The organism is Campylobacter sp. P0109 (assembly GCF_002138755.1).
GTDB lineage: Bacteria > Campylobacterota > Campylobacteria > Campylobacterales > Campylobacteraceae > Campylobacter > Campylobacter devanensis.
Genome location: NZ_MJKK01000001.1, coordinates 405,332 through 425,468, shown reverse-complemented (window position 1 = coordinate 425,468; position 20,137 = coordinate 405,332). Strand labels below are relative to the sequence as shown.

Sequence of the window (20,137 nt, the reverse complement as noted above, 5' to 3'; positions counted from 1 at the left end):
CAGCCAAATTTAGCTAAAATATGTCTATGAGAGTAGATAAATTTTTAAATACAGTTAATATTACTAAGCGTAGAGCCATTAGCGAAGATATGTGTAAAAGTGGCGTTGTGAGTATCAATGGTATTGTAGCAAAACCTAGCAAAGATGTTAAAATTGGCGATAAGATTACGATTAAATTTATTGCTAAAGAGGTGAGCTACGAGGTTTTAGCTATTCCAGCAACTAAATCAATTCCAAAAAGCGATCAAAATAGATATGTTAAAGAGATTTAAGTTAGGCTTAAATGAGCTAGATACTCTTATAAATGAGTTGCCAAATAGTGGAATTATTGCCCTTAGAGGTAATCTAGCCAGTGGCAAAACAACACTTAGTAAAGCTATCATAAATAAGAATAATCCAGCTATTGTAACCTCTCCAACTTTTAGTATAATGCAAGATTATGGTCAAATTTACCATTATGATATTTATCAGGGCGGATTTGAGGCTATTAAAAGAAATGGTCTGTATGAGAATTTATATGAAGATGGTTTACATATTGTTGAATGGGCCGATGATGAGCTGCTTAAATTTGCTAACAATAATGGGTTAGATATATGTATTGTAGATATTATAGTTAGTGGCAATGAGAGAGTTTATGAGGTAAGATATGCATAGATTAGAAGTCTTAAATTTAAAGAAAAATATTAAAAAAACAAATATTATAAACGGCGTTTCGTTAGAGATTAAAAGCGGTGAAGTCGTAGGACTTTTAGGGCCAAATGGTGCTGGTAAAACTACGACATTTTATATGATTTGCGGATTAATCTTGCCTAGTAGTGGACAGATTATGCTAGATGGTAAAGATATAACGTCTAATCCATTACATAAAAGAGCTATGCAAGGTATTGGCTATCTGCCTCAAGAAAGTAGTATTTTTAAGGATTTAACAGTTGAAGAAAATCTAACTTTAGCAGCACAAATAGTATATAAAGATAGCAAAAGCATCGATGCAAAGGTTGAAGAGATGCTAAATTTGCTAAATATAGAGCCGATTCGTTCTAGAAAAGGGCTTAGTCTAAGCGGCGGTGAGAGGCGAAGATGTGAAATTGCTAGAAGTTTGATGATTATGCCTAAATTTTTACTACTTGATGAACCTTTTGCTGGGGTTGACCCAATTGCAGTAGCTGATATTCAAAATATTATAAATGATTTAAAAAAGCTAAATATTGGAATCTTAATCACTGATCATAATGTGCGTGAAACTTTAGCAATCTGCGATAGGGCTTATGTAATAAAAAGTGGAACGCTACTAGCTAGTGGAAGCGCAAACGAGGTGGCAAATAATCAGCTTGTTAGAACCCATTATCTGGGTGAAGAGTTTAGATTGTTAGACTAATGAAACTCTCTCAAAAGCTCACTACTAAAGCTAAATTAAATCAGACTCTACGTAGCTGGTTGCCAATTTTACAGGTTGCTAGTGATGAGTTAAAGGAGACTTTAGAGCCATTTATTGAGAAAAATCCATTTGTACAGCTTGAGCCAAATCCAAAAAGTAGATCGTTAAATTTCTACAGCGATATCTATAAAACAAGTATTAGCGATACTATAGAATCAAGTATAGTTTATAAAGAGAGTCTTTATGAGAAATTATATAGGCAAATTGATGATAGATTATTTCCATCTAAAAAATCCAAAGAGATTGCAAATTTGATTATAGAGTGTATTAATAGTGATGGTTATTTTGAGTGGGATGATGGAATTTTTATAGGATTTAGTAAAGATGAAGTTGAGCGAGTTCGTGCTAGATTTGCCTATTTAGAGCCTGTGGGTGTCGGAGCTGTGGATTATAAAGAGAGTTTTATATTTCAACTTGATGAGCTTTGCGATGATGATGAGATTTATGAGCTTTGTGTTGAAATTATTCAAAATTTTGAAAATATAAGCAAATTTACAAAGCGTAAAAATTATGAAGCTGCTATGAGCTTACTAAAGAAATTTAAAAATCCTCCGGCAATTGAGTATATGGATGATGAGATGTTGGTAATACCTGATATATTTGTCTATGATAGTGATGGCGGGATTGAAGTAGCTATAAATGATGAATTTTATCCAAATATTCATATAGATATTGAAGGTATAGATGAAAAAAGTGAATTCGTCTCAAGTAAAATAAAAGAGGCAAAAGATCTAATTGATGCTTTAGAGATGCGTAAATCCACACTTCATAAAATTGGTTTAATGATAATAGAGTATCAATACGACTACTTTTTTGGTGGCGATATAAAGCCGATGAAATTAAAAGATATTGCTGAGGATTTAGGTAGAAATCCATCTACAATTAGCCGTGCTATCCAAAATAAATATCTAAGCTCAAAGCGTGGAATCGTCCCGCTTAAAAACTTCTTTGCAGCTGCAGCGTCTCAAGAGGTTTCAAATACTGCTATTAAGGAATTTTTATTAAATTTAATTAAAAATGAAAATAGGGCTAAGCCACTTAGTGATGAGGCGATTTTGGCTAAGATTGAAGATGAATTTAATATCAAGCTAGTTAGAAGAACAATAACTAAATATCGCAAAATGCTAAATATAGCTAGCTCAAGCGAACGCAAAAAATTATACGCAATTCAAGGATAATTAAAGAGTAATTAAAGGTGAGTTGGATAAAATCAAAAAAAAAGGATAAAATATGCAAATTGATATAAATTTAGACAAAAATAGCTACAAAGTATATATAGATGAGCTTTCTAAGCTTAAATTCAAAGGAAAAGTCGCAATCATCACAAATTCCAAAGTCGGTGGATTATACCTAAATGATATCTTATCAATAGTTGAAGCTGATGAAAAGTATGTAATCACCATAGCAGATGGAGAAGAGTATAAAAATTTAGCTACAATCGAAGATATTTTAGAACAGCTTTTTGTAAGTAGATTGGATCGCTCTAGCACTATAATTGCTCTTGGTGGTGGGGTGATTAGCGATATGAGTGGATTTACGGCTAGTATTTATGAGCGTGGGATTGACTTTATTACTATCCCTACTACTCTTTTGGCTCAAGTTGATGCTAGTGTGGGTGGCAAAACTGGGGTAAATAATAAATTTGGTAAAAATCTAATCGGTAGTTTTTATCAACCTAAGGCGGTCTATTGTGAGAGTAGATTTTTAAAGAGTTTGCCTAAGCGTGAATTTGCCGCTGGGATCGCTGAGGCGATTAAGATGGCTATTATGTTTGATAGGGAGTTTTTTGAATTTTTTGAGAGTTGTGATATAGATAATCAAGATGATTTAACCAAAATTATCAAACGATGTGTTGAGTTAAAAGCTATGGTAGTTAGCCAAGATGAGCGTGAAAAGGGGCTTAGAGCGGTGTTAAACTACGGACATACCTTTGCTCATGTGATAGAAAATGAGCTAAATTACAAGGGGCTTTTACACGGCGAAGCGGTGGCTATAGGGATGAATATGGCAAATAGATTAGCGGTAAATTTAGGGCTTTTAAGTGTTAAGGAATTTGATAGGATAGAGAATTTATTAATCAAATTTGATCTGCCAACAAAGTATAAAATCAAAGATGAAAACGCATTTTATAACGCATTTAGCCTAGATAAGAAGAGTGAAAATAGCGTGATTAAATTCATCCTGCCTAATGAAATTGGCAAAAATCTTATAAAAAGTGATATTTCTAAAGAGCGAGTATTAGAAGTTTTAGGGCTATTTAAATGAGTAAAATTATAAAAATTTTGCTATTTTTGGCTCTCTCTTTAATGGCTGAGGAGAGTCAAATTTCGATACTAAATGAGAATATAAATAGATTAGACGCAACTCTAAAAGGAAATATCTGGCTGATAAAATATGCCAATTACAACACATATCAAAATCTTCTTTTGGAGTTAGAACAGGCTCAAAATCAATTAAAAAATGGTAAATTTGAACAAAATAAAGATGAATTAAATAGCAGAGTTTCAAGCTTAAAAGAGCAGATTGAGTTATTAAAAGAGTATGAAAAATCTCCATTTCAAAGTATGCTAGCTGTGCCAGATGTAGAAGAGGAGTATAAGATCACAAATCCAATTGCAATAATTGGAGGATTTTCGTATCTTAAGAGATTAAAAGGACAAAAAAGTGAGTATTATAGTCGCTTAGCTCAGCTTGAAGTAGCTGTAGATATTCTTAGCAAGAAGCAAAATTTGCTTCAAGAGTTATATGATTTAAATAAAACAGCAGCAAATTACGCAAATTTAGTTGAGATTAATAGAACTTTAAGTGAATTTAATATCGCCAAAGAGATTGCCACAACTACATTTGGAGTGTATCAAACTAGATTAGATGAGACAATTAGCCGTGCTACTGATAGCCTAACTTCACAGATCAAAGAGACATTAACTATATTTTTTACTATTATTATTGTGATTTTGATTGGATTTTTACTTAAATTTACAGCCAAAAAATATGTAATTGATAATCAAAAATTCTACACTATAAATAAATTTATAAATGTTATAAACTTTACTATTATTATTTTTATTTTACTTTTTGCATATATAGAAAATGTTAGCTATATGGTTACGATTCTTGGTTTTGCCTCTGCTGGTTTAGCAATTGCTATGAAAGATATGTTTATGAGTTTGCTTGGGTGGAGTGTGATTATATTTGGTGGGACATTTCATGTGGGTGATAGAATTCGTGTAAGATATCAAAATGGAGATTATGTAGGTGATATTATAGATATTAGCTTACTTAGAATGACAATTTATGAAGACATTACACTAACGACATATAAAGTAAATCGCAGAAGCGGCAGGATTATATTTATACCAAATAACTATATATTTACAGAGTTAATAGCTAATTATACTCATAGCGGTATGAAAACCGTATGGGATGGGATTGATATAATGCTAAGTTATGATAGCAACCACAAAAAAGCGATGCATATAATCAAAAATATAGCAAGAAAGTATTCAAAAGGTTATACTGATATAGCTAAGCAGCAGATGAATAAATTACGAGATCAGTATAATATAAAAAATACAAATGTTGAACCTAGGATATTTAGTTTTTTTGAGCCTTATGGGATTAATATTAGTGTTTGGTATATGAATAATTCTTATGGTACATTAGCTCTTCGTAGTACTATTAGTGCTGAGATTATAGAGGCATTAAATGCTGAAAATGATATCAAAATCGCTTATCCGACTCAGACACTATTTATGGGAAGACATACTGGCAAAATCGAGCAACAATTAGAATTAGATAAGGAAAATTTAGATTGAGAGTATATTTTAAAACATTTGGATGTAGGACAAATATCTATGATACTGAGCTTTTAAAAAGTTATGTTAAAAACTATGAGATAACTAATGATGAGAGTATAGCTGATATTATTGTGGTAAATTCTTGCACAGTAACAAATGGTGCAGATAGCGGAGTAAGAAACTATATAAATAGTATGCGCAATAGTGGTAAAAAAGTAATCTTAACTGGTTGTGGAGCAGTTAGCAAAGGTGATGAATTATTTAAAAGTTCAGCTATTTTTGGAGTTCTTGGTGCTAGCAATAAGAGTAAAATCGATGAAATGCTAGGCAAGAGTGAGCCGTTTTATGAGCTAGGAGATCTAAATTTTATCGATAAAAATATAGTAAGTAACTATGAAAATCACACCAAAGCTTTTATTAAAATTCAAGAAGGATGCGATTTTGCCTGTAGCTACTGTATTATTCCAAGTGTTAGGGGATTTAGTAGAAGTATAGATGAGGATATAATATTAAAAGAGGCTAAAATTTTAGCAAGTAATGGCTATAGCGAGATAGTATTAACTGGTACAAATATCGGTAGCTACGGCAAAGGTGTTGGAACTAGTCTTGGCAGATTAGTAGCGCATTTGGGTAAAATTAATGGAATTAAGCGAATTCGTCTTGGAAGTATTGAACCAAGTCAGATTGATGAGAGTTTTAGGGAAATTTTACACGAGCCATGGTTAGAGAGACATCTGCATATAGCACTTCAGCATACCAGTCAACAGATGCTTACTATAATGAATAGAAGAAATAGAGCCTTAAGAGATTTAGATCTATTTTGTGAGCTAAGCTCAATGGGGTTTGCGTTAGGAACTGATTTTATCGTAGGGCATCCAGGTGAAACGCCGCAAATATGGAATGAAGCTATAGAGAATTTTAATAAATTTCCATTAACGCATATTCATGCCTTTATCTTTAGCCCACGAAATGGCACCAAATCAGCCACAATGCCTATGGATGTTGATTCTCAAATTGCTAAAGAGCGGCTAAAAACGCTTCAAAATATCGTAGCACAAAATAATCTAAAATTTAGACAAAACAATGCCGATAGACCGCTAGATGTGTTAGTAGAGAAGCAATCAAATGGAGATATCTATGAGGGTTGGGATCAATATTATAATAAAATCAAAATTAAAAGTTCTAAAAATATAGCAAAAGAGTGGATACATATAACAGATTATGAAATTATGCAGGAATCTAATTATGCTCAAATTTAGCCAAATAAAACTACCTAAATTTAATAAAAAATCAGCCATAATCGCAGCTAGTATTGTTTTAGTATTGCTATTTGTAATTGCTATTTTTCGCTCGATGCCTAGTAAAATTACCCTATTAGAGTATGATAATTTTTTGCAAGCCGGAGCTATTCAAAATGCTATAATAGATGGCGATAGTGTGATAATTAAAGCATTAAATAGAAGTTATATAATTCCAAAAGAGATGATAAGCTTAAGCGAGTTAGGACAAAGGGTCGCAGTAGAGAGTAGTGGTGATGGTGGCTTGATTTGGGTAATTTTGATTTTAATGCTTTTAGCTGTAGCGGTATTTGTGGTTATTAAATTTACACCACTTATTAAGGCGGCAAAAAAACCACAAGAAAAAAGTGAGTCAGCCAATCTACTTGAGGGTGTATCTAATCAGATAACTCCAGTAGTCTCAGATATCTCATTTAACGATGTTGCAGGGATTAAAGATGTAAAAAGTGAGCTAATTGAGATAGTAGATTTTTTAAAAAATCCAACTAAATATTCAAATTTAGGCATTAAAATGCCAAAAGGCGTGCTAATGGTAGGCCCTCCAGGTGTCGGCAAAACACTAATAGCCAAAGCAGTAGCCGGAGAGGCAAATGTACCATTTTTTTACCAAAGTGGAGCAAATTTTGTTCAAATTTATGCTGGTATGGGGGCAAAGCGTGTCAGAGAGCTTTTTAGTATGGCTAAAACATATGCACCAAGTATAATCTTTATTGATGAGATTGATGCAGTAGGCAAAGCTCGTGGCGGCAATAGAAGCGATGAGAGAGAGGCTACACTAAATCAGCTCTTAACTGAAATGGATGGGTTTTTAAGCAGTAGCGGTGTAGTTGTAATAGCAGCAACTAATAAGATTGAGATGATGGACGAAGCTTTATTGCGTAGTGGAAGATTTGATAGGCGTATATTTGTAGGAATGCCTGATATTAGCGATAGAAATGATATACTTAGTATATATTTGCAAGGCAAAAGACACTCAGTAGATATTGGTTTTGTAGCTAGAAGTACAACTGGATTTAGCGGAGCAGCACTTGCAACACTAGTAAATGAAGCAGCCATAAATGCATTAAGAAATGGTAGAGAGATTATAAATAATGATGACTTCAAGGCAGTGGAAAATAGGGTAATTGATGGTAAAAAACATCTTCATAGTCTAAGTCAAAACGAAAAGAAAATCCAAGCTATTTATCAATCAGCTAAGGCGCTAATGGCTGAGTTTTGCGGTATTAATTTTAATCAAATTTCACTTTTAAATGATAAATTTGGTGCTAGCGATACATTTTTAAGCTCAAAAAGTGATCTTTTGGGGCTTATTAAAGTTCATTTAGCTGGTATTTGTGCGATGAATTTAATCACTGGTGAACTATATACTAATTCCAAAAATGATATAAAAATAGCTAAAAATATCGCTAGGGAACTAGTAATGGAGTATGGAATGGGGGATAGGATTATGCCTAGTGATGATGAGACTAGAGAGCTTTTAGAACGAATTCGCAGCGAAGTAAATGAGCTAATAGATAAGATGAGATCTGAGATAGATGCCTTGGCTAAATTTTTACTAGAGAATGAATTAGCAAGTAGAGCTGATGTAATAATGATAATACAAAGGATAAATAATGGCTAAAATAGGAGTATTAACACTAAGCGATAGAGCAAGTGCTGGAGTCTATGCAGATGAGAGCGGTGTGGCGATTCAAAATATACTAAAAGAGTGGGTAATAAGCGATTTAGAGTTTATTTATAGGGTTATACCTGATGATTATAAGTTAATAGTAAATAGTCTAGAACAAATGTGTGAGCAAGGTTGTGATATAGTATTTACTACTGGCGGGACAGGGCCAGCACCTAGAGATGTAACACCTGAAGCAACTGAAGCTGTATGTGAGAAAATGCTACCAGGATTTGGTGAATTAATGCGAAGTAGTAGTTTAAAGTATGTTCCTACAGCTATTTTATCTCGCCAAACAGCCGGCATTAAAGACCAGAGCTTAATAATTAATCTACCAGGTCAACCAAAAGCAATTAAAGAGTGTTTGGAACCTATTTTCCCAGCAATTCCATATTGTCTAGACCTAATTGGTGCGGCTTATATTGAGTGCGATGAGAATATTATGAAAGTATTTAGACCAAAGAAGAAGTAGGTTGTAATATAGATTATCATTAGATTGATTAATGTTTAATGAATTAGAAAATTTAAACTCTAATAAAATTAATTATGTTAAATTTAATAGAAAAAAATTAAAAAAAATGTATAAAAATTAAGTATTACATGTCAAAAGATAACTATAAACTATTTTATGCCCATAGAGTTAAATAAATTTAACTCTATGGTTGCAATATTTAACCCTTTTGTCCTAAAATATTTAACCCAAATCCACTAATAGCTACAAACTCTTTAAATTCGCTCGAACTTAAAATCTCAATATCGCTAGCACCGAAGTATTTTAAAATCTGCGCTCCTATACCATAGTTTTTAATAAGTCCGCCATCATCTTCATTGCCGGCTAAAAATATCAGTATTCCACCTTCGCTCTCTAGTAGCTCTATGTGAGATAAAAACTCATTGAATTTATGTGAATTTAAAAGCTCTATATCATCTTTTATCTTGTGAAATTTTACATTTGTTTTGGTATTTATATTGCCAAAAGTAAAAGCAAAATGAGTATTACCCAAATGATCTGTTATGCTATATTTGTGTGCTTTTTTACCAGCTATTTGCGACTCTCCTAGCTCATCAACACTAATTAATTTTTCATGATGTAGGCGATACTCTATAATCTCGGCTATGCTTACCATATTTAGATTAAATTTATCGCAGAATTTTTCTAAATCATCGCGTCTAGCCATCGTACCATCATCATTTACTATCTCGCAGATTACAGATACTGGAGCAAGACCAGCCAATCTACATAGATCTATACTGCCTTCAGTATGTCCAGTTCGCTCTAACACGCCACCACTTTTAGCAATTAGTGGAAATATATGACCTGGACGGACAAAATCATCAGCCTTTGTAGCACTATCTACTAACATTTTAATTGTCATATCTCTTTCATATGCGCTTACTCCAGTGGTCGCCTTTTTAGCATCAATGCTAATAGTAAATGCTGTCTCATGAGAGCTAGTATTTGTTCCAACCATAGGATATAGATCAAATTTATCAGCTAACTCTTTACTAAGTGGGGTACATAAAACACCTCTAGCGTGAGTGATCATAAAATTGACTTTTTGCACATCGCTAAAGGCTGCAGCAAATACTATATCACCCTCATTTTCTCTATCTTCATCATCTACCATGACTATCATTTTGCCATTTTTTATATCATCTATAGCTTGCAAAACTCTCTCAAAAGCCATCTTAATTTCCTTTTAAATCTAAATATTTTTTAATGCTATTTTCATTGGTATGCCAGTTTTTATCTATCTCTACATTTAATTTAATAAATACTTTTTGATTATTCAATTCACTTATAATTTTGCGAGCCACAATTCCAATACGCTTAATAGTAGCACCATTTTTGCCTATTAAAATTGCCTTATGGTGGGTATTATCTGTTATAATTTTAGCCTCGATTTCTAAGATATCGCTCTTTTGTTTTACCTTTGATACAATCGCATCAGAACTATATGGCACCTCTTGACTAACACACTCAAATATAGCCTCTAATATAAAATCTCTATAAATATCTTTTTCATTTGTTGTGGTGATAAACTCTGGATCATAGTAATGAGGATGCTCTGGAAGCAGGGGGGTAAGAGCATCTAAAAAAATCTTTCTATAGGCTTGCTTTTTAATAGTTATTGGGACTATAGCTTGAAAATTATTTGAGTATTTTTGATACTCATTTAACTTTTGAAATAGCTTATCTTGGCTCGCTTCATCTATCTTTGTAAGTGCGATTATATGAGGTAAAGTAGTATTTAAGCTTAAGAACTTTTCGTAATTTTCTAAACTATCAAAAACACTAGCTACAAATACTACTGCATCTGCATCACCTAAAGATTTAATAGCGCTTTGAACCATTAGTTTGTTTAATGTCTTAGCGCTATCATGAAGACCTGGGGTATCTATAAAGATTGCTTGGTCTTGCTCATTCATTACAATGCCTAAAATTTTTCGTCTTGTAGCATTTTGCTTATGTGAGACCATTGATATTTTTTGATCAAGCAAATAATTTAAAAGGCTACTTTTACCAGCATTTGTTCTGCCTATTAAGGTTACAAATCCGCTTCTCATAATATATATTTTGCCCTATCTTCATCTTGGCAAATTTGCCCTAATTTTTCATCAACTAACTCTTTTGTTATGCTAAATTTCTGGCCTTTATATTCATCAGCATTAAAGCTAATATCCTCAAGTAGTTTTTCGATAACAGTATGAAGTCTTCTAGCTCCGATATCTTCTACTTTTTGATTGGTACTTTGAGTTAGTTTAGCAATTTGCCTTAAAGCATCATCACTAAATTCAAGTTCTACACCCTCTACATTAAGTAAGGCTTGATATTGATTTAAAAGTGAATTTTTAGGTTTTGTTAGAATTTCATATAGGGCATCTTCATCTAAGCTATCAAGACTTACACGCAGTGGAAATCTACCTTGAAGCTCAGGAATTAGATCGCTTGGCTTTGAGATATGAAATGCTCCAGCAGCTATAAATAGTATATGATCAGTTTTAATAGTTCCAAATTTAGTAGATACATCACTACCTTCTACAATAGGCAAAAGATCTCTTTGAACGCCTTCTTTGCTAGGGTCTTGGCGAGATGAACCAGAGCTACTTACAGCAACTTTATCTATCTCATCAATAAATATTATTCCTTCATTTTGAGCTCTTCTTAATGCTTCGGCTTTAATGCTTTCCATATCTAATATTTTTTCGCTAGCTTCGTTTTTTAGACTCTCTTTGGCGTCTTTTACTTTTAGCTCTTTTTTGACTTTTTTGTTTGTAATTCCAATTACTTTTATAAAGCTCTCTTGCATAGCTGCCATATCAGGTGGCAAATTCGCCCCAGCTTCAAAGCTCGATTGATCTACTTCAATCTCGATTGTAAGGTCATCAAGTTTGCCATCTTTTAGTTTTTGTTTCATCTTCTCATAGCTGATTTGGTATTGCTCTTTTTTCTCATCAGTTGCGCCATTTGGTAGTGGTGGAAGGAGCTTTTCTAGAATTCTCTTTTCTATATACTCTTCTATTTTATCGATATTTTTCTCACGATGCTCTTGCTTGACTAAATTTAGCGCTGCCATTGCTAAGTCTCTTATCATCGACTCTACATCTCTACCTACAAAGCCAACTTCTGTATATTTACTAGCTTCAACCTTTATAAATGGTAAGCCAAAAAGCTTTGAAAGACGCCTAGCAATCTCTGTTTTACCTACGCCTGTTGAGCCTATCATTAAGATATTTTTAGGCACTATATCATCTTGAATATCGCTTGGTAATTGCATACGCCTATAGCGATTACGAAGTGCGATAGCGATAACTTTTTTAGCATCATTTTGACCAATCACATAATCATCTAGAAATTTTACTATATCTTTTGGTGTTAAGTTCATATTTTAATCCGTTAATGTATAAGTTTTTATATTTGTATTTGTATAGATACAGATCTCTCCGGCTATTTTTAGACTCTCTTTTACCAATTCCTCACTACTAAGAGATCCAAATTTATCTAAAGCTCTAGCAGCTGAGAGTGCGTAGTTTCCACCACTTCCGATAGCAGCTATCTTGCCATCTTCTGGTTCTACTACATCTCCAGTTCCACTTAGTAAAAATATATGATCACGATTTAGTACTAACATCATAGCCTCTAATTTTCTTAATACTTTATCTTTTCTCCACTCTTTGCTAAATTCAATTACAGCCTTAAGTAAATCACCCTTGACTCCATCAAGAATTCTCTCAAACATATCAAAAAGATTAAATGCATCAGCAGTAGAACCAGCAAATCCGGCTAAAATTTTACCCCCATAGAGCTTTCTAATCTTAACAGCATTACCTTTTAAGATGGTAGAACCAAAGCTTACTTGACCATCGCCACCTATTACAGCAGCATCTTTGCCTCTATAAGCTAGTATAGTAGTAGCATGAAACATTACTCACCTACTACTTCTATTTTAAATTTAGCATGAATTTGGTGAGTTAATTTAACTGAAATTTCATGTTCGCCAAGAGCTTTTATATTATCGCATTCTAAAGATTTTTTATCTATTTCATAGCCTTTTTGCTCTTTTAATGCTTTTGCTATTTCATCTTTGGTAATGCTGCCAAATGGGCTTCCATTGGCGCCTAATTTTGTTTTTATAGTGATTTTGACCCCAGCTAATTCATCTTTTAACTTCTCATTTTGGCTAATCTCATACTCTTTGATTTGAGCTTCATTTCTCTTAGCGGCTTCCCATTGTCTTAGCACAGCGTCTGTAGCGGCCTTGGCATATCCTTTGCCTATCAAAAAATTATTGCCATAGCCATCTTTTACCTCTTTTACCTCTCCAGCCTTACCTAGACCTTTGACATCTTTTATTAGTAGTACTTTCATTACTTTTCCTTTAAATTTGATTTGGGTTATTTTACTTTTTTATGTTAAATTTTTGGTTTTAAATTTAGTGCTTCCACTTCCACTTAAAAACTCATCGTTAGCAATATCTAGCTCACGATAAATCTGCTGACATGGCTTTAAAAGATCATTTAACTGTATATTTGTAAAATTTACTAAAATTTCGCTACTTTTTAGCTTTTTTAAATCTCTAGCTAAATTCTCATCAAATCCATTAAAATTAACTCTATATTGGTTAAAAACTTTTGGAGTAGAGCAAAAAATAGGGCTAGTGATAACATCTAAATTTGGTATATCATCATCAAATTCTTCTACAATCTCACCAATTCCACTTACATTTGCAGCTTTAAATTTGCTTACAAAAAATGCTACATCAGCACCAATTTTATGAGCTATTTGCATTAATTTTTTTTGTGAAATATTTAAATTTAATGTATCATTTACTAAGTGTAAAAAGGTTGCTGCATTACTGCTACCACCACCTAATCCACCACCAACTGGAATATTTTTAATTAGACTTACTTGATGGAATTTAAAAAACTCTTCAAGCTGTTTGCTAAAACCAAGCGCTACTAAAGCATCATAAGCCTTAAAGATAATATTATCGCTAAATGAATTATTTATAATCAGGCCATCACTTATTCGTTTAACTAGCTCAACCTCATCATATAACCAATCACAAATAATAAATCTAGAGCTTAGTTCATGATAGTTCCCACGAAATCCAGTAATTTTTAAGAAAATATTAATCTTAGCAAAACTTCTCATTTAAATATCTTTTTGGCTAGAATTTCTAGCAAATTTTGCTTTGGCTCGCTAGCAACTGTGTTATTATCGGCAATCTCTCTTACTAACTCTTTGCGTAGAATTAAGATATCTTTTGGTGCTTGAATTGCTATTTTTACATTTTGTGTACCAATACCTAAAATTGTAATTTCGATATCATCTCCAATTTTGATTGATTCTGTAACTTTTCGTGTTAATATAAGCATTTTTCCATCCTATTTATCATATATTTTACTTCTTGATTTTCTATTTTAATTATGCTAAAAGTATCATCTAATTCAATTAGATACTCCCCATCGCTACTAGTTTCAAAATCACTACATTTAAGTTTTTTACCTAAAACTATATCTAAAATATCGCCTTTATAGCTATTTTTAGTTAAATTTAGATATTCTAATGGATTTAGTGGAGTTTCGTTTTGAAATTTAAATTTTCCTTCACTGATTCTTTCAAGCGCACTTAATGTACCTATTAAGCCTAAATTTTTTGCTAGAATTTGTGCATAAGAGCGTATATATGACCCAGCTGAAACTGCTATATCAAATGTGATAAATGGGTGGCAATAGCTTATAAATTTAGTACTAAAAACTTCCATTTGACACTCTTTTAACTCAAATTCACTCCCAGCTCTAGCTAGTTCATAGGCTCTTTTGCCATCAATTTTTTTTGCACTAAATTTTGGTGGTATGTAGTTTATTTTGCCTTGAAGATTTTGTAAAGCGTTTTTTATCTGTGTTTCATCTAGAGTAGGTGGAAGGTGAATTTGGTTGATATTTTCATTATCTCCACTATTTGAACTAGCCCCTAGCCAAAGCGTAGCTCTATAAATTTTAGGTTCTAAGTTTAAGTAGTTAAAAAGTTTTGTATATGCCCCAAATGCTACAATCAAGCATCCGCTCGCAAATGGATCTAAAATCCCAGAAAATCCAGCCTTTTTGACTCCATATTTTCGTTTAAGTCTGCTTAAAAAGTGGTTTGATACCATACCTTTTGGCTTATACGCTACAAATAGCCTATTCATATAACCTTCTCTACAAATGATGACATTATATCTTTGATATTTCCACCAAAATTTATTTTTAGTTTAAATTCATTTTTGATTTTAGTCACCTCTACAACTCGCCCGATACCAAAAATTTTATGCTTGATTAGATCGCCTTTTTTAAACTCATTTTGGCTCTCTATCTTTAAAGAGCCTTCGCAAAGACCAGCTTCACTTAGAAATCTTGATCTATTTAGCCTTGATCTTTGGCCTTTGTAAAACCGTGAATTTGAGTATGATAAATTTAACCCCCTTTTAGCCCTAGTGATGGCTACATACGCTAGGCGTCTCTCTTCTTCTATATCGCTTCCATCGCCAAGAAGCGGGAAAAATCCCTCTTCAAGCCCAATTACAAATAGATGTTCAAACTCCAGCCCCTTGCTAGCATGCACACTCATAATGGATATAGCATCATCGCTAATTCTATCTTGTTCGCTCTCAAGCGCAAGCTCATTTAAAAACTCTTCTAAATCAAATTCAGGAGTATTTAATATATGATCTTTCAATAAAGCATAAAATTCATCAATATTTATAACCCTCTCAGCTCCATCAGGCAGGCTCTCATAATATGCCTTTATCCCAAATATAGAGTCAAATCTACTTATCAAATCGTATGGCGCTAGAGTTGATAGCTCTTTTATATTGTTTGCTAGTTCAATTAATGTTTGGCTTAATTTCTTGCTCAATACATCTTCACCAGCAATATATATAGCATTATATAAAGAAGTTTTGCTATCAAAGGCAAATTTCTCTAATTTAGCTAGGCTTACCTTGCCTAGACCCCGTTTTGGGCGATTGATAATGCGAGTTAGAGAGAAGTCATCATTTGGGTTTAAAATCAGCCTTAAATAGCTTATGATATCTTTGATTTCAGCTCTTTCATAGAATTTGACTCCGCCTACCATTTTATATGGAATTCTAGCTTTGTTTAACCCATCTTCTAAGCTTCTTGATAGAGCATTAACTCTATATAAAATAGCAATTTCGTTAGCCGATACACCACTTGATAGGAGTTTATTTATCTTTGTAGCGATGTTTTTAGCTTCAGCATTTTCATCACTATGCTCTAAAATTTCTATAGGATTTTCATCTGCTAATTGACTGACTAGTCTCTTACCAAGCCTTGTTCTATTGTGATCTATTAGCTCATTAGCAGCATTTAGTATAGATGGAGTAGAGCGGTAATTAGTCTCTAATTTGATTAGTTTGACGCTATTAAATTGATCTTTGAAATTCAAGATATTTTCTATCCTTGCACCTCTCCATCCATATATGCTTTGGTCATCATCGCCTACGACAACTAAATTTTGGTGATTATAGCAAAGCTGGCGAAGTAGTTTGTATTGTAAATCATTTGTATCTTGATACTCATCTACCATTATATACTTATATCTATCTGAAATTTGATCGCTCAAATCTGGATTTTTAGCCAAAATATTATAAGTCAAGCATAAAAGATCATCAAAATCAACTAAGTTATTACTCTTTAAATACTCTTCATATAATTTATAAGCTTTGGCTATTTTTTCGTAATTTGTCTTTGAGTATTGAGCGTCTAGTTTTGAGCTATCCATTACGGCCTCTACGCTTAAAAGCATATTTTTATATTTTGATATCTCATTTGCTACTATGGCGGTTTGGACTTCGCTCTCTATCTCTTTTATAATCTTTTTTTTATCATCAGTATCAATTATTATAAAGTTATTGCTTCTATTTAACTCATTTATATGAAATTTTAAAAATAATAGACCAAACTTATGAAATGTGCAAAGCAATGGATTTGTATTATAATTACCAAGCATAGCCATAGCACGCTGTTTCATAGTAGTGGCTGCTTTATTGGTAAATGTAAGTGTAAGAGTGTTTAGTGGATCTATGCCAACTTCACTTATTAAATAGGCTAGACGCGAAGTTATGGTTTTTGTTTTACCGCTTCCAGCTCCAGCTAAGATTAGCATTGGGCCATCTATATGGGTGGCGGCTATTTTTTGATTTTCATTAAGTGAATTTAATAAATTGTTCATAAATTACTCTTTTTTGTTAATAAAGCTAAGATTATATCAAATTTTAACTTAATAATAATACGTGTTACAAAAAGTTACAGATTAATTATTAAATATTAATATAAGTAAACATTATATAAAATTAAAATCTAGTTTAAGGATTAAATTAATAAAATTGAAAAAGTAAATTTACTAAAGGGGTTGCTTTGATAGATTTTAATAAGATATATACATTTATGACGATTGTTAAAGAAAAAAGTTTTTCAAAAGCTTCAGCCACTTTAGGCCTTTCTCAGCCAGCCGTTACTTTACAGATTAAAAAGCTTGAAGAAATGTTGCAAACTACGCTTTTAGTTAGGCGTAAAAATGGGATTGTTTTAACAAAAGAGGGGGATAGATTTTATAAATTATGTCTTAAATTTGAAGGAGCTATGTTTAGATTTAAAGAGGAAGCTCATAGAATAAAAGATGAGAAATTTAAAATCTCAGTTGCTACAAACTTACTTATAGCTCATGCTATTTTGCCATTTATGTTAGATAAAATTTGCAATGTTATAAATAGCGATTTAGATGTAAAAATAGCCGATACAAATAATGATCTAGTATCAAGTTTAATGGATAAAAGATGCGATATTATAATGACTCAAGAGAGATTATATAATGATCATTTGATATTTAAAAAGCTATTTGAATATGAGATAATCTTAGTCTCAAATAAAGTTTCAAATCAAAAAATAACTCCAGCAAAGCTTAGTGAATTTAACTTTATCACAGATAGAACGAAGGCATTTTTAAAAGGGTATTTCGAGCAATTTGGTGTAAATTATGATGATTTACACACTGTCTATACTCTTGATGGCGCTATAGCTACTAGGTGCGCAATGCTAAATAATAAATCTAGGGAGTATGTAGCGTTTTTGCCTAATTTTTTGGTGAAAAAATCAATTGCCAATGGTACTTTATTTCCAGTAGAAATTGAGGGTGTTAATATTATTCGTCCAGTATTTATAGCAGGACTCAAAGAGAATGAGTCCATACTAGAAAAGGTTAGTAAAATATCTATTGACCTTTAAAAATATCTCTATTTTTAGGGTTATTTAAAAATATCTGCTTTGAGCGCTCCTGTTTTGTTTTGGAGTCGCTTGGGCTATATGTAGCAAAATTTATTAATATAGGATTTTCATCTATACTAATTCTAATAATAGCACCAATTGGTATGTTTACTACGCTAGCAAAATTATCTGGCCCAAATCCAGCTTCAAATTTTATCTCATCTTTAATAATTTCAACACTACTTAGCGTATATCCAGCTAGACTAAATAAAATAACAGATGGATTAAAACTAGATTTGATCTCATCAGGCAATTCGGGATTAAAGCTTACAAATTTAGTATTTACTAAAATATCAAATGTAGCCCCTTTTTTTATCAAAAAATTTAATAAATCATAAACATTTCTATGCATCATAGATGCAAACTCACTATCTTTTAAAAACTCTTCAAGCACTACTACTCTCCTTGTATAAACTCATCTACCAAATTTGCTACTTGAGCAATTCCTACACTCCAAAACTTCTCATCATCAATATCAAATCCAAACATAGCGACAAGCTCTTTTGGGCTCTTGCTACCGCCAAGAGATAAAAACTTAGTATATATCTCTATAAAATTTTCACATTTTCCACTTTTATATAGTCCAAAAAGAGCAAGCACTAAAAGCTGAGCGTATGAGTAGGCATAGCAATAAAATGGTGAGTGGATAAAATGCGGTATATAGCTCCACCAAATTTTATAATACTCATTTAATTCTAAAGAGTCGCCAAACATCTTTTTAGACTCTTCTAGCCAAATTTGATTTAGCTCATCGCTACTTATTTCGCCATCATAAGCATGAACTCGTCTTTCAAATGTAGTAAAATTAATCTGTCTATAAAGTGTAGCAAAAATATCTTCTATTTTGCCAGCTAGTAGGGCAGTTTTTTGTTCTTTTGGTAGAGTGTTTTTAATATATTCAAAAACCAACATCTCACAAAATACCGAAGCTGTCTCAGCAGTAGTAAGCGGAGTATGTGAGTTAAGATAGCCTACTTCATAGCTAAGATATTGATGTATGCTATGGCCTAGTTCATGTGCTAAAGTAAAAAGATCACGCCTTCTACCTGTGAAATTTAAAAGTACAAATGGATGCACATCGCTACTAGCAGAGTGAGAAAATGCTCCAGCTTGTTTATTTTTATCTGGATATACATCGCACCAATTCTCATCAAAAGCTCTCTTAGCCAAAGTGCCAAAAAGTGGATTAAAACTATTAAAAGCATCAATTACAATCTCTTTAGCCTCTTCATAACTTATCTGTTCATCGCCACCTAAAGGAGCATATCTATCATAATCATATAGTTTATCATAACCTAATATTTGACGCTTTTTATTATAAAATTTAGCCACTAGATCAAAGCTATTTTCACTAGCTTTTATTAGCGCATCTACGCTAGCTTTTTCTATTTGATTGCTTAGGTGTCTACTTGATTCACCTAGCTCATATCCACGTAACTCACAGCTATTTTTTAGATCTGTTTTTATCATATTATATATGTATGTTAGTAGGTGTTGCATCGGCTCTAAACCTTTGCTTAGTGAGTATGCAGCATCTTTTCTAACGCTTCTATCATCGCTACTAAGCTTAGATAAAATCTCCTCTTCTTTTAAGCTTTGCCCACGAAACTCAAATCTAGCTCTAGCCATACTCTCATCAAACAATCTGCTAAATGCACTAGCACCAGTATTTGCAGTTCTTAGTAAAATTCTCTCTTCTAAAAAACTCAACTGATGAGCTTTATTTTTAGCTAGATTTTCTAAGTAGTAGCTAAATTTAGGATTTATGGCTATAAAGCTAGATTGTCTATCTTTATCAAGCTCATTAAATTCAATCTCAAAAAATAGAATTTGCTCTTCAATCTTAGTACAAATCTCTTCATATTTAGCCAAAAACGCCCCTTGGCTTGTATCTTTGGCAAATTTTAAATACACATAGCTCATTATCTTGCCAATATCAGCTAAAATTTGCTCATATTCACTTATTGCAGTTTTAAATTCATTAGGCTTTAATGAGTTTAGATTTTTATTAAATTTAGAATTAAACTCATTGGCATTTTTTTGTAAATTTAAACAAAATGTATCTAGCTCATCGCTACTAGCAAAAAATTTAGATAGATCCCATATCATA

21 protein-coding genes are annotated in these 20,137 nt (G+C 32.4%); 10 read left to right on the top strand and 11 right to left on the bottom strand.

All coding sequences use genetic code 11. The features are described from left to right. Nucleotides 1-26: 26 nt before the first annotated feature. From CIGNP109_RS02200 to mog, 9 genes are read left to right on the top strand one after another with little or no spacing between them, the layout of a single operon-like run. The gene (locus CIGNP109_RS02200) at nucleotides 27-272 is read left to right on the top strand and encodes an RNA-binding S4 domain-containing protein (protein WP_086228113.1); all 246 of its coding nucleotides are present in this window, start codon (nucleotides 27-29) and stop codon (nucleotides 270-272) included. Then, nucleotides 256-654 (top strand): tRNA (adenosine(37)-N6)-threonylcarbamoyltransferase complex ATPase subunit type 1 TsaE, encoded by a 399-nt coding sequence (gene tsaE / locus CIGNP109_RS02195; RefSeq protein WP_086228029.1) that lies wholly within the window; start codon nucleotides 256-258, stop codon nucleotides 652-654. Before CIGNP109_RS02200 ends, tsaE begins: the two co-directional genes overlap by 17 nt. Continuing rightward, entirely contained in the window at nucleotides 647-1,375 is a 729-nt protein-coding gene (gene lptB / locus CIGNP109_RS02190; protein WP_086228028.1) for an LPS export ABC transporter ATP-binding protein, read from the top strand. Before tsaE ends, lptB begins: the two co-directional genes overlap by 8 nt. Continuing rightward, on the top strand, nucleotides 1,375-2,613 hold the full coding sequence (locus CIGNP109_RS02185; RefSeq protein WP_086228027.1) for an RNA polymerase factor sigma-54: 1,239 nt from the start codon (nucleotides 1,375-1,377) through the stop codon (nucleotides 2,611-2,613). Before lptB ends, CIGNP109_RS02185 begins: the two co-directional genes overlap by 1 nt. 52 nt (nucleotides 2,614-2,665) lie before the next feature. Continuing rightward, a complete protein-coding gene (gene aroB / locus CIGNP109_RS02180) occupies nucleotides 2,666-3,700 on the top strand; it encodes a 3-dehydroquinate synthase (RefSeq protein ID WP_086228026.1) in 1,035 nt (344 codons plus the stop codon). Further along, the gene (locus CIGNP109_RS02175) at nucleotides 3,697-5,250 is read left to right on the top strand and encodes a mechanosensitive ion channel family protein (protein WP_086228025.1); all 1,554 of its coding nucleotides are present in this window, start codon (nucleotides 3,697-3,699) and stop codon (nucleotides 5,248-5,250) included. The genes aroB and CIGNP109_RS02175 overlap by 4 nt, the downstream gene beginning before the upstream one ends. Next, nucleotides 5,247-6,491, top strand: coding sequence for a tRNA (N(6)-L-threonylcarbamoyladenosine(37)-C(2))-methylthiotransferase MtaB (gene mtaB / locus CIGNP109_RS02170; RefSeq protein ID WP_086228024.1), 1,245 nt, complete (start codon nucleotides 5,247-5,249; stop codon nucleotides 6,489-6,491). Before CIGNP109_RS02175 ends, mtaB begins: the two co-directional genes overlap by 4 nt. Next, nucleotides 6,478-8,151, top strand: a complete 1,674-nt coding sequence (locus tag CIGNP109_RS02165; RefSeq protein ID WP_086228023.1) for an AAA family ATPase — start codon at nucleotides 6,478-6,480, stop codon at nucleotides 8,149-8,151. The genes mtaB and CIGNP109_RS02165 overlap by 14 nt, the downstream gene beginning before the upstream one ends. Then, complete coding sequence (gene mog / locus CIGNP109_RS02160) at nucleotides 8,141-8,668, top strand: molybdopterin adenylyltransferase (RefSeq protein ID WP_086228022.1); 528 nt, start codon at nucleotides 8,141-8,143, stop codon at nucleotides 8,666-8,668. Before CIGNP109_RS02165 ends, mog begins: the two co-directional genes overlap by 11 nt. Before the next feature lie 199 nt (nucleotides 8,669-8,867). Here the strand turns inward: mog and CIGNP109_RS02155 are convergent, their stop codons facing one another. Genes CIGNP109_RS02155 through CIGNP109_RS02115 form a run of 9 tightly spaced genes read right to left on the bottom strand, consistent with a single transcriptional unit; the run spans nucleotide 8,868 to nucleotide 16,936 of the window. Beyond that, nucleotides 8,868-9,884 carry a bifunctional 3,4-dihydroxy-2-butanone 4-phosphate synthase/GTP cyclohydrolase II gene (locus CIGNP109_RS02155; protein WP_086228021.1) on the bottom strand — a complete coding sequence of 339 codons (1,017 nt, stop codon included), beginning with the start codon at nucleotides 9,882-9,884 and terminating at the stop codon, nucleotides 8,868-8,870. Nucleotide 9,885: 1 nt separating this feature from the next. Then, nucleotides 9,886-10,764 (bottom strand): GTPase Era, encoded by an 879-nt coding sequence (era, locus tag CIGNP109_RS02150; protein WP_086228020.1) that lies wholly within the window; start codon nucleotides 10,762-10,764, stop codon nucleotides 9,886-9,888. Continuing rightward, nucleotides 10,761-12,083: an HslU--HslV peptidase ATPase subunit gene (gene hslU, locus CIGNP109_RS02145; RefSeq protein ID WP_086228019.1), complete on the bottom strand. Its 1,323-nt coding sequence runs from the start codon at nucleotides 12,081-12,083 to the stop codon at nucleotides 10,761-10,763. Before hslU ends, era begins: the two co-directional genes overlap by 4 nt. Nucleotides 12,084-12,086: 3 nt before the next feature. After that, the gene (gene hslV / locus CIGNP109_RS02140; protein ID WP_086224543.1) at nucleotides 12,087-12,623 is read right to left on the bottom strand and encodes an ATP-dependent protease subunit HslV; all 537 of its coding nucleotides are present in this window, start codon (nucleotides 12,621-12,623) and stop codon (nucleotides 12,087-12,089) included. Then, on the bottom strand, nucleotides 12,623-13,066 hold the full coding sequence (gene rplI / locus CIGNP109_RS02135) for a 50S ribosomal protein L9 (RefSeq protein ID WP_086228018.1): 444 nt from the start codon (nucleotides 13,064-13,066) through the stop codon (nucleotides 12,623-12,625). Before rplI ends, hslV begins: the two co-directional genes overlap by 1 nt. 39 nt (nucleotides 13,067-13,105) lie before the next feature. After that, on the bottom strand, nucleotides 13,106-13,852 hold the full coding sequence (locus CIGNP109_RS02130) for a 4-(cytidine 5'-diphospho)-2-C-methyl-D-erythritol kinase (protein WP_086228017.1): 747 nt from the start codon (nucleotides 13,850-13,852) through the stop codon (nucleotides 13,106-13,108). Beyond that, on the bottom strand, nucleotides 13,849-14,076 hold the full coding sequence (gene csrA / locus CIGNP109_RS02125) for a carbon storage regulator CsrA (RefSeq protein WP_086224540.1): 228 nt from the start codon (nucleotides 14,074-14,076) through the stop codon (nucleotides 13,849-13,851). Before csrA ends, CIGNP109_RS02130 begins: the two co-directional genes overlap by 4 nt. Then, nucleotides 14,064-14,891: a tRNA pseudouridine(55) synthase TruB gene (gene truB, locus CIGNP109_RS02120; protein ID WP_086228016.1), complete on the bottom strand. Its 828-nt coding sequence runs from the start codon at nucleotides 14,889-14,891 to the stop codon at nucleotides 14,064-14,066. Before truB ends, csrA begins: the two co-directional genes overlap by 13 nt. Beyond that, a complete protein-coding gene (locus tag CIGNP109_RS02115; protein ID WP_086228015.1) occupies nucleotides 14,888-16,936 on the bottom strand; it encodes an ATP-dependent helicase in 2,049 nt (682 codons plus the stop codon). Before CIGNP109_RS02115 ends, truB begins: the two co-directional genes overlap by 4 nt. A 185-nt stretch (nucleotides 16,937-17,121) precedes the next feature. Here CIGNP109_RS02115 and CIGNP109_RS02110 point away from each other — a divergent pair, with 185 nt between their 5' ends. Beyond that, nucleotides 17,122-17,988, top strand: coding sequence for a LysR family transcriptional regulator (locus CIGNP109_RS02110; RefSeq protein ID WP_236845188.1), 867 nt, complete (start codon nucleotides 17,122-17,124; stop codon nucleotides 17,986-17,988). Here CIGNP109_RS02110 and CIGNP109_RS02105 read toward each other — a convergent pair. Together CIGNP109_RS02105 and CIGNP109_RS02100 are read right to left on the bottom strand one after the other, a co-directional pair. Beyond that, nucleotides 17,975-18,421, bottom strand: a complete 447-nt coding sequence (locus tag CIGNP109_RS02105; RefSeq protein WP_086228014.1) for a hypothetical protein — start codon at nucleotides 18,419-18,421, stop codon at nucleotides 17,975-17,977. The two genes, CIGNP109_RS02110 and CIGNP109_RS02105, sit on opposite strands and share 14 nt — an antisense overlap. 2 nt (nucleotides 18,422-18,423) lie before the next feature. After that, nucleotides 18,424-20,136, bottom strand: coding sequence for a M3 family oligoendopeptidase (locus CIGNP109_RS02100; RefSeq protein ID WP_086228013.1), 1,713 nt, complete (start codon nucleotides 20,134-20,136; stop codon nucleotides 18,424-18,426). Nucleotide 20,137: the final 1 nt, after the last annotated feature.

Coding starts and splice junctions, on each gene's coding strand:
- CIGNP109_RS02200 (WP_086228113.1), top strand. CDS start 27: ATGAGAGTAGATAAATTTTTAAATACAGTTAATATTACTAAGCGTAGA.
- tsaE (WP_086228029.1), top strand. CDS start 256: ATGTTAAAGAGATTTAAGTTAGGCTTAAATGAGCTAGATACTCTTATA.
- lptB (WP_086228028.1), top strand. CDS start 647: ATGCATAGATTAGAAGTCTTAAATTTAAAGAAAAATATTAAAAAAACA.
- CIGNP109_RS02185 (WP_086228027.1), top strand. CDS start 1,375: ATGAAACTCTCTCAAAAGCTCACTACTAAAGCTAAATTAAATCAGACT.
- aroB (WP_086228026.1), top strand. CDS start 2,666: ATGCAAATTGATATAAATTTAGACAAAAATAGCTACAAAGTATATATA.
- CIGNP109_RS02175 (WP_086228025.1), top strand. CDS start 3,697: ATGAGTAAAATTATAAAAATTTTGCTATTTTTGGCTCTCTCTTTAATG.
- CIGNP109_RS02165 (WP_086228023.1), top strand. CDS start 6,478: ATGCTCAAATTTAGCCAAATAAAACTACCTAAATTTAATAAAAAATCA.
- CIGNP109_RS02155 (WP_086228021.1), bottom strand. CDS start 9,884: ATGGCTTTTGAGAGAGTTTTGCAAGCTATAGATGATATAAAAAATGGC.
- era (WP_086228020.1), bottom strand. CDS start 10,764: ATGAGAAGCGGATTTGTAACCTTAATAGGCAGAACAAATGCTGGTAAA.
- hslU (WP_086228019.1), bottom strand. CDS start 12,083: ATGAACTTAACACCAAAAGATATAGTAAAATTTCTAGATGATTATGTG.
- hslV (WP_086224543.1), bottom strand. CDS start 12,623: ATGTTTCATGCTACTACTATACTAGCTTATAGAGGCAAAGATGCTGCT.
- rplI (WP_086228018.1), bottom strand. CDS start 13,066: ATGAAAGTACTACTAATAAAAGATGTCAAAGGTCTAGGTAAGGCTGGA.
- CIGNP109_RS02130 (WP_086228017.1), bottom strand. CDS start 13,852: ATGAGAAGTTTTGCTAAGATTAATATTTTCTTAAAAATTACTGGATTT.
- csrA (WP_086224540.1), bottom strand. CDS start 14,076: ATGCTTATATTAACACGAAAAGTTACAGAATCAATCAAAATTGGAGAT.
- truB (WP_086228016.1), bottom strand. CDS start 14,891: ATGAATAGGCTATTTGTAGCGTATAAGCCAAAAGGTATGGTATCAAAC.
- CIGNP109_RS02115 (WP_086228015.1), bottom strand. CDS start 16,936: ATGAACAATTTATTAAATTCACTTAATGAAAATCAAAAAATAGCCGCC.
- CIGNP109_RS02100 (WP_086228013.1), bottom strand. CDS start 20,136: ATGATATGGGATCTATCTAAATTTTTTGCTAGTAGCGATGAGCTAGAT.